The sequence below is a fragment of the Rahnella sp. CJA17(1/100) genome (assembly GCF_963881615.1).
Taxonomy (GTDB): Bacteria; Pseudomonadota; Gammaproteobacteria; order Enterobacterales; family Enterobacteriaceae; genus Rahnella; species Rahnella aceris.
Map to the genome: position 1 here is coordinate 130,139 of NZ_CAWOJA010000003.1, position 17,412 is coordinate 147,550.

Genomic DNA, 17,412 nt, shown 5'->3' on the forward strand with positions numbered 1-17,412 from the left:
GGCTTTTTGTTGCCTATTTATTGACGCTCCTTTGATGAGACTTATAGTTTTATAGAAAGCTCCCCGCCTCCCACTTTCAAGGACAATGAAATGAGTGAAGCCCGTCTGATTGCCAAAGCCATGAATGAAGGTAAACCGGTACAGGATCTGGTGATCCTTCCTGCGCTGGCGAACCGACATGGACTGATTACCGGCGCGACCGGTACCGGTAAAACCGTCACGCTGCAACGAATGGCCGAGCAGTTTTCCCGTATCGGTATTCCGGTTTTTCTGGCCGATGTGAAAGGGGATTTATCCGGTATTGGTGCTGAAGGTGTGGCGTCGGAAAAACTCGCCGCGCGGTTGAATGATATTGGCGTGACGGACTGGCAGCCGCAGGCATGCAGTATTATCCCGTGGGATATCTTTGGTGAAAAAGGCCATCCGATCCGCGCGACGATTTCTGACCTCGGGCCGCTGCTGCTGGCGCGATTGCTCGATCTTAATGACGTGCAAAGCGGCGTGCTGCAACTGGTGTTTAAGATTGCCGACGACAACGGCTTGTTGCTGCTCGATATGAAAGATTTGCGTGCCATGGTGCAGTTTACCGGTGATAACGCTAAACAGTTCCAGACGCAGTACGGCAATATTTCTTCCGCTTCCATCGGCGCCATTCAGCGAGGCTTGCTGACGCTGGAAGGTCAGGGCGCAAATCAGTTCTTCGGTGAGCCGATGCTGGATATTAATGACCTGATGAAAACCGACAAGAAAGGCCACGGTATTATCAACCTGCTGGCCGCGGATAAGCTGATTAATCAGCCTAAACTCTACTCCGTTTTCCTGCTGTGGCTGCTGGCTGAACTGTTTGAGCATCTGCCGGAAGTCGGTGACCCTGAGCAGCCCAAACTGGTGTTCTTCTTTGACGAAGCTCATCTGCTGTTCAATGACGCCCCGCAGGCGCTGCTGACAAAAATTGAACAGGTCGTGCGGCTGATCCGCTCCAAAGGCGTGGGAATTTACTTCGTGACGCAAAACCCGCTGGATATTCCTGACAGCGTGCTCGGACAGCTCGGTAACCGCGTACAGCATGCCTTACGCGCCTTTACGCCGCGTGATCAGAAAGCGGTCAAAGCGGCGGCGCAAACACTGCGCGCGAATCCGGCTTTCGACGCTGAAACGGCGATCACTGAACTGGGCGTTGGCGAGGCGCTGGTGTCATTTCTGGATGAAAAGGGGCGTCCTGAAATCGTTGAGCGGGCGATGGTGATAGCGCCGGAATCGAAAATGGGCATGACTGGCGACGACGAACGTAACAAAGCGATCAACCAGTCGCCTCTGTATGGTCGCTATGAAGACAGCATAGACCGTGAATCTGCCTACGAAAAAATCACCGCACAAGGTTTCGGCACGATCAACACGCCGCAATCCACAGGCCCGGCCAAACCGGCGGCGCAAACCCCTTCCGGCGGTGGGCTGATGGGTGGACTGAATGAAATATTGTTCGGCAGCACCGGACCACGGGGGGGTAAACGTGACGGTGTGGTACAGGTTGCGGCAAAAAGCATGGCGCGTGATTTAGGACGTCAGATCCTGCGTGGGGTTCTCGGTTCCATTATGGGAGGCCGTAAAAAGTAACATCCTTCTGCTAACGCGCATGAGCTGAAACGCATCAGCTTATGCGCGTCTCTTCCTGCCTGATATCTCAGTTTCATTTGCAATTTCTCTCTGAAATTACGATTTTTTGCGAGGTCTGGCACGTTACTGCCTGTCATTTAGCATAAAAACCGCCCAACTTGAAGGCTGTCACGTTTTTCGCCTGCCGGACTTTGTAGGCTGAATTGCTTTTGGGCTAAATCAATTCAGCAAAAAGGGGTTATTGTGAAAAAATTACTCGTTACCGGGATCGTTCTGGGGCTTTTTTCGTGGCAGGCCACTGCACAAACCATCGTGCTGACGGATGCTGAAGCCGGTACAGAACTGGGAAACTGGAAGACTGACAACAAAAAGCTGAACATCGCGGGCGCGGATTTCAGCATCGAACAAAAAGTGCTTCACGGTGGCAAACAGGAAGGGTCAAAAGTCATTACTATTACCAGCAAAGGGCTGACGATTGCACTGAGCCCGACGCGCGGGATGGATTTACTGCACGTGACCGGCGATAACATCCGCTTAGGTTGGGATTCTCCGGTTCAGGAGGTGGTGAATCCGGCCTATATCAACCTTGAAAGCCGTAACGGCGTGGGCTGGCTGGAAGGTTTCAACGAAATGATGGTGCGTTGCGGCTTTGAATGGACCGGACATCCTGTTACTGCTGACGGCATGATTTACACGCTGCACGGTCGGGCGGGCAATACACCAGCCTCGAAAGTGGTGGTTGATATTGCCGATAAAGCCCCTTATGAAATCACGGTGCGCGGCTTGCTGAAAGAAGACACCTTTAAGAAAGCCAAGCTGGAAACCTGGACTGAGCTGCGTTACGTGCCGGGTAGCCATTCGTGGACCATCCACGACACCCTGACTAACCAGTCGGATTATCCACACGACTACCAGATTATTTATCACAGTAATTTCGGTCAGCCGATCCTTGAGCAGGGCGCCCGTTTCATTGCGCCGCTGAAATCAATTTCTCCGTTCAATGATTACGCCAAAAAAGGTTTAGCAGACTGGCAGACTTACGCCGGGCCAACCAAAGGCTTCGACGAGATGGTCTTTAACATGGTTCCGCTGGCGGATGCACAGGGTAAAACCATTGCTGGCGTAGTGAACAAAGCGGGCAACAAAGGAGCATCGATTGAATTCGATACCCATCAGTTGCCGCTGCTGACGCTGTGGAAAAACACCGACACTCTGAAGCAGGGTTATGTTACGGGTATTGAACCGGGCACCAACTATGCGTATCCGGTCACTATCGAACGTAAACAAGGCCGCGTGAAACAACTGCAACCCGGCCAGAGCACGGTGTTTGAACTGAAATATTCACTTCTGCCGGATGCGCAGGCGGTGAAACAGCTTGAGGATCGCGTGAAAACGCTTCAGGCAGATCATAAAACAGACGTGAACGAAACCCCTATCGCTGTTGAATAATCCGAGTTTAGGGCGCTGAAGCTGGCGCCCTTTTTTCTCTGTCTATACTTAACTCCACAAGGTATGTGCCCGAATGGCTGTACCCGGGGAGGAAATAATGGCGAAGAAACTGACACTCAGGCAGCAGGAAAAACTTTTTCGCGAACGTCAGCGGCAGAACTTTCAGGCCAGTAGCGCGCTGGATGGTTTGCAGGTTGAGGTTATCACGTTAGACAACGAACAAATTTCACAACGTCTCACCGAACTGAGGAAGCACTATGAACGATAAACTCGTGCCCGGTGCCGACCCTTACTATTATACCGGCATCAATGTGCTGAAAAACCGGCAGGAAATCCGTGAAGAACATCGTCTGTTGCAGGCCGAACTCGCATTTACTGCCCTGCGCGCGTCAGCGATGCCGCTTGGGCCTGCGGTGATGGGACTGCCGCATCTGTGTGCGGTGCATCTGTCTTTGTTCCAGGATATTTACGCCTGGGCAGGCGAGTTCCGTGAAATCGATATCTACAAGGATGACACTCAGTTTTGCCATTTCGAATACATCGAAAAAGAGGGCAACGCGCTGATGCAGGAGCTTGAAGAAGAAGAGTTTCTGGTCGGGTTACCCCTGGATAATCTCGGTGAGCGTCTGGCTCACTATTACACCGGCCTGAATCTGCTGCATCCGTTCCGCGAAGGTAACGGACGTGCGCTGCGGATCTTCATCGAGCAACTGGTCATTCATGCTGGCTACGATATTGACTGGTCCAAAGTGGATCGTGAGCGCTGGCTGGCGGCCAATAAAACGGCGGTGTTTGGTGATGAATCCGGGCTGGTGGCAATTTTTAATACTGTTGTCAGTGAAATCCCGGAAGAACATTGATCGACAAAATACTGAGCCCGAGCTGAAAAATGCGTAGAATTGCCCGGTAAATTTTCCGACTTTTACCGGGTACACTATGCTGCTGCTGATCGACAACTACGATTCCTTCACCTACAACCTCTATCAATATTTTTGCGAGCTAGGTGCAGAGGTGAAAGTGATGCGTAATGATCAGCTGACGCTCACCGACATTGAACAGCTTTCCCCCTCACATCTGGTGATTTCTCCCGGCCCGTGTACGCCTGATCAGGCTGGCATTTCCCTGCAAGCGATTGCCCATTTCTCCGACCGTTTACCGATACTTGGCGTGTGCCTCGGGCATCAGGCGATGGCGCAGGCGTTCGGCGCGAGCATCGTCCGCGCCCGGCAGGCCATTCACGGCAAAACATCCCCTGTCCGCCATACCGGCAGGAGTGTCTTTACCGGGCTGAATAATCCGCTGACCGTGACGCGCTACCATTCGCTGGTGGTCGCGCCACAGACGCTGCCCGATTGTTTCGAGGTTACTGCATGGACAGAACGGGATGGTGGTCGTGACGACATTATGGGCATCATGCACAAAACCTTGCCGCTGCATGGCGTTCAGTTCCATCCTGAAAGCATTTTGAGCGAGCAGGGGCATCAGCTTTTGGATAATTTCCTTAAAATCTAATCAGTTAATATTGCTGAAAAAATTACTTACCCATCAGATGCGATTTCTGTTTGCCTGTGTGTGATTTTTTATGCATATTTTGTGATTATATTTTCATATCAATGGTCGTGAGGGAGAAGGGTAATGGCGGAAAAATCATCGGTAGATCGGGGCACATTCGATAAAGTTATTTTGCCGGTTTATTCACCTGCGAAATTCATTCCCGTGAAAGGTAAAGGCAGTCGCGTGTGGGATCAGCAAGGGAACGAGTACGTTGATTTCGCCGGGGGTATCGCTGTGACGGCGCTTGGACATTGCCATCCGGCACTGGTGAAAGCGTTGCACGAGCAGGGCGAAACCCTGTGGCATGTCAGTAACGTATTTACCAATGAACCCGCCCTTCGACTGGCGCAGAAGCTGATCGACGCCACCTTTGCCGACCGCGTATTCTTCGCCAACTCCGGCGCTGAAGCCAACGAAGCGGCCTTTAAACTGGCGCGCTATTACGCCTCGCACCGTCACAGCCCGTACAAAAGTAAGATCATCGCTTTCCATAATGCCTTCCACGGTCGCACGCTGTTCACGGTTTCCGTGGGTGGCCAGCCGAAATACTCCGACGGCTTCGGCCCGAAACCCGCTGATATTGTGCACGTGCCGTTCAATGATCTGGATGCCGTAAAAGCGGTGATCGACGACCACACCTGCGCCATTGTTGTCGAGCCTGTGCAAGGGGAGGGCGGTGTCACACCTGCGACCAAAGCGTTTCTGCAAGGTCTGCGCGAGCTTTGTGACAAACATCAGGCGCTGCTGGTGCTGGATGAAGTACAAAGCGGCATGGGGCGCAGCGGCAAGTTGTTCAGCTACATGCATTACGGCGTGACGCCGGACATCCTGACCACTGCCAAAGCGCTCGGCGGCGGTTTCCCGGTTTCCGCCATGCTGGCAACCGAAGACGTGGCCTCGGTGATGGAACCGGGCAAACATGGCACCACCTACGGCGGTAACCCGCTGGCCTGCGCCGTCGCTGAAGCCGCGCTGGATATCATCAATACGCCAGACGTGCTGGCCGGGATCAACGAGCGCCGCGAGAAATTCATCAGCGCGCTGGAGGCCATCAACCAGAAATATCACATCTTCAGCGAGTTCCGCGGTCAGGGGTTGCTGATCGGCGCCGAGCTTTCTGATGCGTATAAAAACCGCGCCGGAGAATTCCATGCCGCTGCAGCAGAATTCGGGTTGATGATGCTGGTCGCCGGACCGAATGTCATGCGGTTTGCGCCATCGCTTGTGATCGACTTCGCGGATATTGAAGAGGGGATGGAAAGGTTTGAGAAAGCAGTGGGGAAAGTTTGTGGGGGGTGAGCCCCACGGCCCCGTCTTTAAACGCTTGATCGAGACAATTTCGGTTTCTCACTAACATTTATCACATGGCCTCTCGCGCCGAAACCGACCAAGAGGGAAAAGTGCTTTTTCCCTCTTGGATCTCCCTTCGCTTTTTCACTGCGCGCTGTCGCGGGCACGGTGGACATGTTCTGGCTCATTAGTGTGTGGCGCAAAATGTCATCGCTGCGCGATTCCCGAATTTCAGGCTTCGAGCCATAGGTCTCGAACCGTTCATTCGGTGCCATTTTTGAGCACGCCAATCGACATTTCTAAAAGATAAAACCATTCTGCTTTGAATTTAGAATCCTGCGGGCGATTCAGAAATCTTGCCGAACGGAGCGGCCTGAAGACCCAGGGCTTCAGGACCGAGAGAGGGAACCGCAACGCGGCAAGATTTCAAGCCTGTCACCGCGGTTGCTGAAACATAGCCAGCAAGCGGAGCGCGTGTTGAAAAAGCGAGGAGGAATCCAAAGGAGGAAAAGCACTTTCCTCCTTTGGTCGGTTTCGGCGCGGTGAGTTAAGCGAACACGGCAATTGAGAAACCGAAACTTTCTCAATCCGTTTAAAAGAACGCCAGTACACGGCATCCGTACTTGAGAAACCGAGATATTCGCAATTTCAAAAAGCAGTCTGGCTGCAAGCCAGTAAAACGGGGATTTGAAAGGGGCATCCCCCTTCACGCCCGCCGCGTCAGCCAGATCCCATGATGCGGCCTCTGCTTCCACGCCAGTGACGAGATGGTATGCATCACGCTGAGATGTGAAATTACGCGCCGCAGATGGCGTTCCATTTCGGTCAGTGGCATATCCGGGTGAAGTTCCGGCGCATTAAACAGGTTGTTCTCGCTGCCCGGCCCGTCGTAGAGCAGTCGTTGCTGACAGCTTTGCAGCGCGATTTCGCAGGTCTGTAAATACTCCGTCGCCAGTTTTTCCGGCAGCATGTAATGCTCGCGGGCGAGGATCGTCATCGCGTTGATATGCTCAACCACAAACTGACTGTGCGTCACCCACAAACGCATATCCGCCAGATAATGTGAGTTAAAACCCGGCTCCTGCATCGCCTGATTTAGCGAAGTGAACAGCTTATTGTGCGCCTGATTGACCTGCATACGGGTGTACGCCAGTTTGGCGGTGTCGGGGCTTTCCTCAAGCAGCAGGCGGATAGCGTCCTGATAGATTTCCAGCGCCTGGTGTGCATTCTGGCGCAGCAAACCGCTTTGCCATTGCGGCCACAGCCAGATAGTGCCACCAAAGGCCAGCGCGCAGCCGATCAGGGTATCCACCAGTCGTGGTACCAGAAAATGCACGCCGTTCATCGCCAGCAATTGCAGGGTATACACTGCAGTCACCGTCATGCCGACCATCGCCAGTCCGTAGTTTTTGCGCAGAACGGTATAGGACAACAGGGTGATCAGCAACATGCACAGCAGCGTGGTGCCTTCCGGCAGTTCCAGTTTGAGCAAGCCTGAGGCAATCAGCAATCCGGCCAGCGTACCGAGTGCACGGTGCTGGATCCTCACCCGCGTGGCGTTATAACCGTTCTGGCTGACCAACATGATAGTCAGCAAGATCCAGTAGGGTTTGGGCAAATTGAAGAACAGACCCAGACTGCTGCCAATCGCCAGAATAATGCCCAAACGTGCGGCATTACGCAGTGCCACGGATTTGAAGGAAAGATAGCTTTTCAGCGCGGGCCAGAAGGGCAAACGCGGCTGGGTGTTCATCAGGTCACGTTTGTACAACGGCCGCTGTGTGCGTAACAGACGGGCAATGCGGCTGAAATGGTAATAACAAAACTGACCTACCGGATTGTCCGGGTTACGCGCGGCGATTTTCTCCAGCGCGGTCAGCTCATTGGCCATCGTAAAGCGCCCGGATAAACGATGATAAAGAATATCGTCGGCAATCACCCGAAGACGGGTGGAAATCACCTGCGCATTTCGGCGGATAACCGCTTCGGCATGGCTTTCCTCCACCAGTTTCTGCACTTCTTCCGGCTGATGCAGGCTCACTGTAATGTGCTCCTGCAAATCGAGCGCCACCTGAAAACGCTGAAACAGCCGTTTATGGTGATGATGATGTCCGTGCTGGGGCAACATGTGTAATTGCTGATAAAGCAGGGCAATCAGGTCGATAACCTGCTGCTGGCGGGTTAGCAGTGGGGGTAACGCAGTTTCGGGATCGGTGTGTTGCGTCAGCAGGCTGTACTTGGCTTCGAAATAATCCGCGAGTTGCAGATAGAGCTGGCTGAGCGTTTCGCGCATCGGCTGTTCTTCCGAAATACGAAACCACGCCCAGTTAAACAATCCGTACCAGGCTGTGCCAGCGGCGAACAACACCGGGGCCTGCCACATCGGGCGCACACCCACCATACTCAGCGTGAAGATAGTCGCCACCAGCGCACCGGGCAACAGGCGCGCATGCAGCGGGCTGATTTCACCGGTGACGCCCAGCAGTAACGCCAGCGACAGCATGATCAGCGGCAGCGGTATATGCCAGCTTTCGAGCATCAGTTGCAGCAGAAGGCTGCTCACGGCAAAGAGTGAACCGCCGACGAGCAGGCGTTTGAAAAAGCGTTTATGCGGGGTATCCAGACCGGCGATGTTACAACAGGCCGGGCAGAGGGAAAACAGCAGGCCCATTTGCAAATTGCCAAACAGCCAGCAAATGCCAACAGGTAAGCACAACACCAGCGTCTGGCGCAGCGCGTAGTTCACTTCAGGATGGTAAAACAGTCTTCGCCATAGCGTCATGGGTAAAGCTTAGCCCATAAAAAAGGCGCGACAGTGTTTTGCCGCGCCAATTTTTGAGGGATTAACGTGTGCCGTAAACGACAATCGTTTTACCGTGTGCGGAGATCAGGCTCTGATCTTCCAGCATTTTGAGAATGCGTCCGACTGTTTCACGTGAACAACCGACGATTTGGCCAATTTCCTGGCGGGTGATCTTGATTTGCATCCCGTCCGGATGGGTCATTGCATCAGGCTGTTTAGCCAGATTGAGCAAGGTTTGAGCGATGCGACCGGTAACGTCAAGGAAGGCAAGGTTGCCGACTTTCTCTGACGTCACTTGCAGACGGTTGGCCATCTGCGCGGAGAGACGCATCAGAATATCCGGGTTAACCTGAATCAGCTGGCGGAATTTTTTATATGAAATTTCAGCCACTTCACAGGCAGTTTTAGCACGTACCCAGGCACTGCGTTCCTGACCTTCTTCGAAGAGTCCCAGCTCACCGATGAAGTCACCTTGGTTAAGGTAGGACAGTATCATTTCCTTGCCTTCTTCATCTTTAATCAGGACAGCAACTGACCCTTTCACGATGTAGTAAAGCGTTTCGGCTTTTTCACCCTGGTGAATCAGCGTACTTTTAGAAGGATACTTATGTATATGACAGTGAGACAGGAACCATTCAAGAGTCGGGTCTGTTTGTGGCTTGCCGAGAACCATTTGCTATTATCCTCTGTTGTTATCGCTGCCCAAAATCACAGGGCTCAGAGTTCCCTGTACGGCACTTCAAATCCAAAGCGCCCTTTCAGCATATAACTCTCCAGAAATGCTGCAAGCGGATGTCGGAGTGCAACAGCCTGTTTATTGCTGTCATCACCGTGGGTTCTGTACTTAAACCGCAAAAACCGTCACCGCAATTTACTGGAAAGTATGTTTCGGCTTTGTTTGTAGCACAGGTTTGAGATGCTGTCTTCTGTTGTCTCGCTTCAGCATGATGGCGATCGGGTTACGTTGCCAGATTTTAGGTGAAAGGGTACTCTGAGAGCAGATTTCGACAAGTTTATTCACCGGGAGAATAGTTCATGCATGCACGTGTCAAATGGGTTGAAGGACTGACATTTTTAGGTGAGTCTGCATCGGGTCATCAGATTTCAATGGATGGAAACGCGGGTGATAAAGCCCCAAGCCCGATGGAAATGTTACTGATGTCCGCAGGGGGGTGTAGTGCAATCGACGTGGTGTCAATTTTGCAAAAAGGTCGTAATGACGTGCGTGATTGTGAAGTGAAGCTGACCTCACAACGCCGCGAAGAAGCGCCGCGTCTGTTCACTCACATCAATCTGCATTTTATCGTCACCGGTAAGGATCTGACCGATAAGATTGTTGAACGCGCAGTCAGCCTGTCTGCCGAAAAATACTGTTCTGTGTCTCTGATGCTGGGGAAAGCGGCCACAATCACCCACAGCTTTGAAGTGATTGCAGCCGAATAAAGTTTACTCGATCTTCTTGCCTTCCATCAGGCGCTGCACCAGCGGCGCCATGATCAGCTCCATCGCCAGCCCCATTTTGCCGCCCGGCACCACCAGTGTTTTGATGTGCGAGATAAACGACCCTTGCAGCATGGCCAGCAGATACGGGAAATCGATGTCATCCAGTCCCTGAAAATGAATCACCACAAAGCTTTCATCCAGTGACGGAATGGCTTTGGCGGCAAACGGGTTCGAGGTGTCGATGGTGGGTACCCGCTGGAAATTGATGTGCGTGCGGGAAAACTGCGGGGTAATGTAATTGATATAGTCATCCATCGAACGCACGACGGAATCCATCACCGCTTCACGGGAATGCCCGCGCTCGCCGGTATCGCGCACCAGTTTCTGGATCCATTCGAGGTTGACGATAGGCACTACGCCGACCAGCAGGTCGACCTGCGCGGCAACGTCAATTTTGTCCGCCACCACACCACCGTGTAACCCTTCGTAAAACAAAATATCCGTCGGTTCCGGCAACGCCTGCCACGGCGTAAAGGTACCCGGCACCTGATTGTAGGGAACGGCTTCGTCATAAGTATGCAGATACTTACGTGAACGGCCAGTGCCGGTTTTACCGTATTCGATAAAGCTTTTTTCCAGCAAACCAAAGTCGTTGGCTTCCGGCCCGAAGTAGCTGATATGACGTCCCAGATCGCGCGCCTTGCGTATTGCCGCATCCATTTCAGGACGGGTGAAATGATGAAAACTGTCGCCTTCCAGTTCCGCCGCACGCAAACCAAGCTGCTGAAATATTTTACGAAATGCCACGCTGGTGGTCGTGGTGCCTGCACCGCTCGAACCGGTCACGGCAATAACAGGATGTTTGGCTGACATAATGCGCTGTTCTCCATAAAGGTGATGCAGGCAGGCGAGACGCGGTCTTTTCTGTGGTCGAAGATCTGGCGTCAAGGCTGCGCATAATTAAGCCTATTGTTACCATATTTATTCGCGAAGCCAAAGAGGGCTTCACTATTCTAAACCCGCCAGCAACGGTTGGATCAGCGGGTCTTTCTGGTGGAACAGAGAAACAATGTCATGCAGCGCCTTGCCTGTGTACTCCTTTTTCCACGCCAGACTGAGCGGGGAAGGGGCGCGCGGATAGCGGATTTGCCGGGCGATCAGCTCGCCGCTGTCGAGATATGGCTGGCACAGATGGCGCGGCAGAAAACCGATACCCATTCCCTTCAGGTGACAGGCCAGTTTAGTCGCCACATCTGCCACGATGATCTGCCGTTGCCCGGTCAGCAACCAGGCCACCCGCTTGTTCAGATGGCGCGAGGTGTCTTCCACATTGATGGCAATGTACTGACGCAATACCGCTTCTTCCAGCACACCAGTGATGTGCTGCAGCGGATGAAAGGGCGCATGAACAAAAACCCAGTCCACTTCACCCAGCGGCAGCAGATTCACGGCGTTAGAAAGGGATTCGGTGCCGGTCACGCCAATCGCCAGCTGAAAATCTTCGTACAGCAGCGTATCCCATACCCCCATGTAAATCTGCCGTGTGAAAGTGAACTGCGTGAACGGGTAGCGCTGCGTCAGAGAGCTTAATAACGCTGCCAGAGCTTCAGGGCAGTACATCAGATTGTTCACCACCACATTCAGCTGGCGCTCAATGCCGTCGTTAATCTGCTGCAGTTCTGCCGGTACACCCTCCAGCCAGGTTAGCCACTGGCGACATCGTTCAAGCAGATGCTGTCCGGCGGGCGTCAGCGACACCGTGCGGGTCGTGCGGTTGAGCAATAACGTCCCGGCACTGTCTTCCAGCATCTTAATTCGATAGCTGATGGTCGCAGGCGTTTTATGCAGCATCTCTGCCGCGCGGGAAAAGCTGCCTGTTTGTGCGACGTGCATAAAGGTTTTAATCGACTCCTCATCCAGCATAGGTCACCCGAAGTAATGTTAATGCATTGAATGAAAAAGATTTTATAGATTTAACCGGATGAGAATTGTGGACTTCATCAATTTTATGGAATCTTTTTCCATATTTCGATTGAGCAAGTTGGAAAAAGTTTCTACAGTAATTGCATTGAGGATAAATCCGCCAATCTGGCGGGCTTATCTCACCGGTTTTATTTTAAATGCAGGGATGAATGCCATGGAACTTCCGGTTTACCCGCTGACCCAGGCGGCCTTCGCGGCTTACGGTGATGTGATTGAGACGACAGGTCGCGATTTTTTTCATATCAACGACGGCAAGGTTGAGCGGTACCACGATCTGACCAACGTGGAGATCCTCGGGCAGGATCGTCCGCTGGTCAGCATCAACCGCGCCCAGCCAGCACCGTTGCCCATTGTGGTGACGCAACTCGAAAAACACCCGCTCGGTTCACAGGCGTTTGTGCCGATGCAGGGCGAGCGCTTTATCGTGATTGTTGCGGCAGGGGGCGAGACGCCGGACATCTCCACGCTGAAAGCCTTTATCACCAACGGCCTGCAGGGCGTGAATTATCACCGGAATGTCTGGCACCATCCGCTGTTTGCGTTTGAGACGGTGACGAATTTTCTCACCGTCGATCGTGGCGGCGCAGACAACTGTGATATCAGTCAGTTACCTCAGGGCTATCAGCTTATTTTACCCGTTGCGGCGGGATTAAAGTCGTGACGCTATAAAGCATCTTGCATAAGATACAAGCATCTGAAAACAAGCGAAACGCGGGCGCTCAGCGCCTGATGCTGGAGAAATGTGAGATGGCCGAAGTAAAAAAACGGGGGCGTCCTAGCCAGCCTGGTTCTGGTTCGCAAAAGGGCGCTCAGGCCTTAGAACGCGGCATTGCGGTGTTGAATTATCTGGCGCAGTCCGGCGGCAGTTCTTCTGTCAGCAACATTGCAGAGAATTTGTCGCTGCCCCTTTCCACCACCTTTCGACTGCTGAAAGTGCTGGAAGAGGCCGATTTTGTTTATCAGGATGCGCAACTGAGCTGGTGGCACATTGGCTTACAGGCGTTTACGGTCGGATCGTCTTATATCCATAACCGGGATGTATTGTCAGTCGCCGCGCCTTATATGCAGCGCCTGATGTTGTTGTCGGGCGAAACGGCCAATCTGGCGATCCGCAACGGTTTCGAAGCGGTACTGATCGGCCAGCGGGAATGCCAGTCGATGGTGCGGATGTGCGCGCCGCTTGGCAGCCGTCTGCCGCTGCATGCCTCCGGTGCCGGGAAAGCGTTGCTGTATTCGCTGGATGACGAGGCGCTGATGAGCCTGATGATGCAGGCGGGGTTGAAGAACTTTACGACGCACACGCTGGATAATCTGAATGCGTTGAAAAAGGATCTGCAACACGCGCGTCAGCAGGGTTTTGCACAGGACAGCGAAGAGCATGTGACAGGGCTGAACTGCCTGGCCTCGGCGATTTTTGACAGCAATAACAATGCGGTGGCGGCGATTTCGATCTCCGGCCCCAGCTCCCGCTTAACGACGGAGCGTTTTACCGATTTAGGCGAACTGGTGCGGGATACCGCGCGTGACATCAGTCTGGCCCTGGGCCAGCGCCACTAACCGGTTCGTCCTGCGATCCCCGCTCTGTCGTGAGCGGGATTTTTTTCAGTCAAATTAAAGTTGGAAACTTTTTCCGTTATTTTATGCAAAGCGGAATTACCTGAGGATTTAGCTATGGCTCGTATGACAGCTGCACAGGCAGCAATGTATGTGTTGGAAAAAGAAGGGATCACCACCGCGTTTGGTGTACCGGGCGCAGCGATTAACCCGTTTTATAACGCCATGCGCCTGCATGGAAAAATCCGTCATGTGTTAGCCCGTCATGTGGAAGGTGCATCGCATATGGCCGAAGGTTATACCCGTGCGAAAGCCGGGAACATCGGCGTGTGCCTGGGGACGTCTGGCCCGGCGGGTACCGACATGATCACCGCGCTGTATTCCGCCTCGGCGGATTCCATTCCGATCCTGTGCATTACCGGTCAGGCACCGCGCGCCCGTCTGCATAAAGAGGATTTTCAGGCGGTGGATATTCAGGCGATTGCCGGGCCGGTGAGCAAAATGGCGGTGACCGTGCTGGAACCTGCGCTGGTGCCGCGTGTCCTGCAACAGGCGTTTCATCTGATGCGCTCCGGTCGCCCCGGTCCGGTACTGGTCGATCTGCCGTATGACGTGCAGACCGCCGAAATCGAATTCGATCCGGAAACTTATGAATCGCTGCCCGCTTACAAGCCTGCCGCCACCGTTGCTCAGGCCGTCAAAGCGATGGAAATGCTCAACGCCTGTGAACGTCCGCTGATTGTGGCCGGTGGCGGTGTGATTAACGCTGATGCCGCCGCGCTGTTGCAGCGCTTTGCTGAAATAACCCAAGTGCCGGTGATCCCGACGCTGATGGGCTGGGGCGTGATCCCGGACGATCACCGCCTGATGGCTGGCATGGTCGGATTGCAGACCGCGCACCGCTACGGTAACGCCTCACTGCTGGCGTCGGATCTGGTATTTGGCATCGGTAACCGTTTTGCCAACCGTCATACCGGCTCGGTAGAGAAATACACCGCAGGCCGCAAAATCATCCACGTTGATATCGAACCGACACAAATCGGCCGTGTACTTTGTCCTGATTTAGGCATTGTGTCTGACGCCGGAGAAGCCCTGAAACTGCTGATAGAAGTGGCGGAAGAGCAGAGAAAAGCCGGCAAACTGCCATGTCGTGAAAGCTGGATCCAGGAATGTGAAGAACGCAAACGCACCATGCTGCGCAAAACCCACTTCAACGATGTGCCGGTCAAACCGCAACGCGTCTATGAAGAAATGAGCAAAGCCTTTGGCCGCAATGTGAATTACGTAACCACGATCGGCCTGTCGCAAATTGCGGCGGCGCAGATGCTGCACGTGTTTGAGCCGCGCCACTGGATCAACTGCGGCCAGGCGGGCCCGCTGGGCTGGACCATTCCTGCGGCACTCGGCGTCTGCATTGCTGCGCCGGAACGTCAGGTGGTCGGGATTTCAGGCGATTACGATTTCCAGTTCATGATCGAAGAGCTGGCGGTCGGTGCGCAATTCAACATTCCTTACATCCACGTCCTGGTGAACAACGCTTATCTCGGCCTGATCCGCCAGTCGCAGCGCGCCTTTGATATGGATTACTGCGTCCAACTGGCGTTCGAAAATATCAACTCTGAAGACGTGAAAGGTTACGGCGTCGATCACGTGAAAGTGGTGGAAGGGTTGGGATGTAAAGCGATACGCGTCTTCAAGCCGGAAGATATCGCCCCGGCGTTTACAGAAGCTAAACGTCTGATGAAAAAACATCAGGTGCCGGTGGTGGTGGAAATCATGCTGGAACGCGTCACCAATATTTCCATGGGCGGCGAAATTGACAGTGTGAATGAGTTTGAACCGGTTGCCGATAATGCGGATGACGCACCGACGCACGTCAGCTTCATGAAATATGAATAAGCCAGGAGGCTGAAAATGCTCAAGTTCTCTGCGAATTTATCCATGCTGTTTCTGGAGGTAGATTTCCTTCAGCGCTTTAAAGCGGCGGCTGACAGTGGGTTTACGGCGGTGGAGTTTATGTTCCCTTACGACTATCCGGCTGACACCCTGAAGGCGTTACTGGCGCAAAATAAGCTGCAACATACGCTGCACAATCTGCCCGCGGGCGACTGGGCGGCGGGCGAGCGCGGTATTGCCTGCCTGCCGGGGCGTGAAGCGGAGTTTCGCGAAGGCGTAGCACAGGCCATCGCTTACGCCAAAGCACTCGGCAACCGCAAAATTAACTGTCTGATTGGCAAAACTCCGGCGGGTTCGGATGCCGTCAGCGTGACGCCTTTGGTGGTGGAAAATCTGCACTATGCCGCACAGGCGCTGGCGAAAGAGGGGCTGATGCTGCTGATTGAGCCGATCAATCACTTTGATATGCCGGGATTTTATCTGACCGGTACGCAACAGGCGCTGGATCTTATTGAACGCGTCGGCTGTGACAACCTGTTTATCCAGTACGACATTTACCATATGCAGCGGATGGAAGGGGAACTGGCGAATACCCTGATCCGCCATGCGGACAAAATCGGTCATTTGCAGGTGGCGGATAACCCGAACCGTAATGAACCGGGTACCGGTGAAATTAATTACGACTTTATTTTCAACCTGATTAAAAACTCGGATTACGACGGTTGGGTCGGTTGTGAATATAAGCCACGGGCGCGCACGGAAGAAGGATTAGGCTGGCTTAACGCCTACCGCTAATCGTTATAAAACGCGAGAAACAGACATTATTCACCCTCGCGGTGAGGGATTTCTGTACGCCAAATTTCAGTCACATTGAAAGGGAATTAGCATGAAAATTGGATTTATCGGCTTAGGAATTATGGGCGCACCGATGGCGCAACATCTGGTGGATGCCGGGCACAGTCTGCATTTCTCCACACTCGGCAACGTGCCTGCTTCACTGACCGATGCCGGTGCCAAAGCCTGTGCGACACCGGCAGAAGTCACCGTTCACGCCGACGTCATTATTATCATGGTGCCGGATACGCCAGACGTGGCAACGGTGCTGTTTGGTGACAACGGCTGCGCCAGCGTGCCGCTGAAAGGCAAAACCATTGTCGATATGAGTTCCATCTCACCGATTGAAACCAAAACGTTTGCGCAGCGTGTGCAGCAACTGGGGGGTGAATATCTGGATGCGCCGGTTTCCGGCGGTGAAATTGGCGCGCAGCAGGGCACGCTGACCATCATGGTGGGCGGTAAGGAATCAGTCTTCAACGATATCAAACCGCTGTTTGAGCTGATGGGTAAGAACATCACGCTGGTGGGCGATTGCGGAGCCGGGCAAACCTGCAAAGTGGCGAACCAGATCATTGTGGCGCTGAATATTGAAGCTGTCTCGGAAGCGCTGTTGTTTGCTTCCCGCGCCGGTGCCGATCCTGCCCGTGTTCGTCAGGCTTTGATGGGCGGATTCGCCTCCTCGCGCATTCTGGAAGTGCACGGTGAGCGCATGATCAAGCGTACTTTTGCGCCGGGCTTTAAAGTCGCGCTGCACCAGAAAGATCTCAACCTGGCGCTGCAAAGTGCCAAAGCCTTATCAATCAGCCTGCCTAATACGGCGACCTGTCAGGAGTTATTCAATGTCTGTGCAGCAAACGGCGGATCGCAGTTAGATCATTCGTCATTAATTCAGTCGCTGGAAATGATGTCGAATCACAAAATCGGTTAATTAAATCAGGCTGGCATCAATGTCAGCCTTTTTTAATCCACAAGCACGTCCCTAACGTATT

16 protein-coding genes are annotated in these 17,412 nt (G+C 53.4%); 12 read left to right on the forward strand and 4 right to left on the reverse strand.

From position 1 onward, the window contains the following. The first annotated feature begins 90 nt into the window (after positions 1-90). The 6 genes from AACU55_RS02280 to argD all read left to right on the forward strand — a co-directional run bounded on the left by AACU55_RS02280 (position 91) and on the right by argD (position 5,916). The gene (locus AACU55_RS02280) at positions 91-1,614 is read left to right on the forward strand and encodes a helicase HerA-like C-terminal domain-containing protein (protein WP_037033645.1); all 1,524 of its coding nucleotides are present in this window, start codon (positions 91-93) and stop codon (positions 1,612-1,614) included. 243 nt (positions 1,615-1,857) lie between these two features. Then, complete coding sequence (locus AACU55_RS02285; protein WP_013573628.1) at positions 1,858-3,063, forward strand: aldose 1-epimerase family protein; 1,206 nt, start codon at positions 1,858-1,860, stop codon at positions 3,061-3,063. Between the two features lie 97 nt (positions 3,064-3,160). Beyond that, a complete protein-coding gene (locus AACU55_RS02290) occupies positions 3,161-3,331 on the forward strand; it encodes a YhfG family protein (RefSeq protein WP_013573629.1) in 171 nt (56 codons plus the stop codon). Beyond that, complete coding sequence (locus AACU55_RS02295; protein ID WP_134706578.1) at positions 3,321-3,923, forward strand: putative adenosine monophosphate-protein transferase Fic; 603 nt, start codon at positions 3,321-3,323, stop codon at positions 3,921-3,923. Before AACU55_RS02290 ends, AACU55_RS02295 begins: the two co-directional genes overlap by 11 nt. A gap of 76 nt (positions 3,924-3,999) precedes the next feature. Then, positions 4,000-4,575, forward strand: coding sequence for an aminodeoxychorismate synthase component II (locus AACU55_RS02300; RefSeq protein ID WP_013573631.1), 576 nt, complete (start codon positions 4,000-4,002; stop codon positions 4,573-4,575). 123 nt (positions 4,576-4,698) lie between these two features. Next, complete coding sequence (gene argD / locus AACU55_RS02305; protein ID WP_013573632.1) at positions 4,699-5,916, forward strand: bifunctional acetylornithine/succinyldiaminopimelate transaminase; 1,218 nt, start codon at positions 4,699-4,701, stop codon at positions 5,914-5,916. Between the two features lie 697 nt (positions 5,917-6,613). Here the strand turns inward: argD and AACU55_RS02310 are convergent. Both AACU55_RS02310 and crp read right to left on the reverse strand, forming a co-directional pair. Beyond that, entirely contained in the window at positions 6,614-8,689 is a 2,076-nt protein-coding gene (locus AACU55_RS02310; RefSeq protein WP_013573633.1) for a YccS/YhfK family putative transporter, read from the reverse strand. 61 nt (positions 8,690-8,750) lie between these two features. Beyond that, on the reverse strand, positions 8,751-9,383 hold the full coding sequence (gene crp / locus AACU55_RS02315; RefSeq protein WP_013573634.1) for a cAMP-activated global transcriptional regulator CRP: 633 nt from the start codon (positions 9,381-9,383) through the stop codon (positions 8,751-8,753). A 362-nt stretch (positions 9,384-9,745) separates the two neighbouring features. Here crp and AACU55_RS02320 point away from each other — a divergent pair, with 362 nt between their 5' ends. Then, positions 9,746-10,153 carry an OsmC family protein gene (locus AACU55_RS02320; protein ID WP_013573635.1) on the forward strand — a complete coding sequence of 136 codons (408 nt, stop codon included), beginning with the start codon at positions 9,746-9,748 and terminating at the stop codon, positions 10,151-10,153. Positions 10,154-10,156: 3 nt separating this feature from the next. Here AACU55_RS02320 and AACU55_RS02325 read toward each other — a convergent pair whose 3' ends face one another. Continuing rightward, positions 10,157-11,026: a phosphoribulokinase gene (locus tag AACU55_RS02325; protein WP_013573636.1), complete on the reverse strand. Its 870-nt coding sequence runs from the start codon at positions 11,024-11,026 to the stop codon at positions 10,157-10,159. 135 nt (positions 11,027-11,161) lie between these two features. Continuing rightward, the gene (gene allS / locus AACU55_RS02330) at positions 11,162-12,076 is read right to left on the reverse strand and encodes an HTH-type transcriptional activator AllS (RefSeq protein ID WP_037033636.1); all 915 of its coding nucleotides are present in this window, start codon (positions 12,074-12,076) and stop codon (positions 11,162-11,164) included. A 214-nt stretch (positions 12,077-12,290) separates the two neighbouring features. Here allS and AACU55_RS02335 point away from each other — a divergent pair, with 214 nt between their 5' ends. The 5 genes from AACU55_RS02335 (at position 12,291) to glxR (ending at position 17,351) form a co-directional block, all read left to right on the forward strand. Beyond that, positions 12,291-12,797 (forward strand): ureidoglycolate lyase, encoded by a 507-nt coding sequence (locus tag AACU55_RS02335; protein WP_037033635.1) that lies wholly within the window; start codon positions 12,291-12,293, stop codon positions 12,795-12,797. Positions 12,798-12,883: 86 nt separating this feature from the next. Next, positions 12,884-13,693 (forward strand): HTH-type transcriptional repressor AllR, encoded by an 810-nt coding sequence (allR, locus tag AACU55_RS02340; RefSeq protein WP_013573639.1) that lies wholly within the window; start codon positions 12,884-12,886, stop codon positions 13,691-13,693. A gap of 114 nt (positions 13,694-13,807) precedes the next feature. Next, positions 13,808-15,589, forward strand: a complete 1,782-nt coding sequence (gene gcl, locus AACU55_RS02345; protein WP_013573640.1) for a glyoxylate carboligase — start codon at positions 13,808-13,810, stop codon at positions 15,587-15,589. Positions 15,590-15,604: 15 nt separating this feature from the next. Further along, on the forward strand, positions 15,605-16,381 hold the full coding sequence (gene hyi / locus AACU55_RS02350) for a hydroxypyruvate isomerase (RefSeq protein WP_134706579.1): 777 nt from the start codon (positions 15,605-15,607) through the stop codon (positions 16,379-16,381). Between the two features lie 91 nt (positions 16,382-16,472). Next, positions 16,473-17,351, forward strand: coding sequence for a 2-hydroxy-3-oxopropionate reductase (gene glxR, locus AACU55_RS02355; RefSeq protein WP_013573642.1), 879 nt, complete (start codon positions 16,473-16,475; stop codon positions 17,349-17,351). Positions 17,352-17,412: the final 61 nt, after the last annotated feature.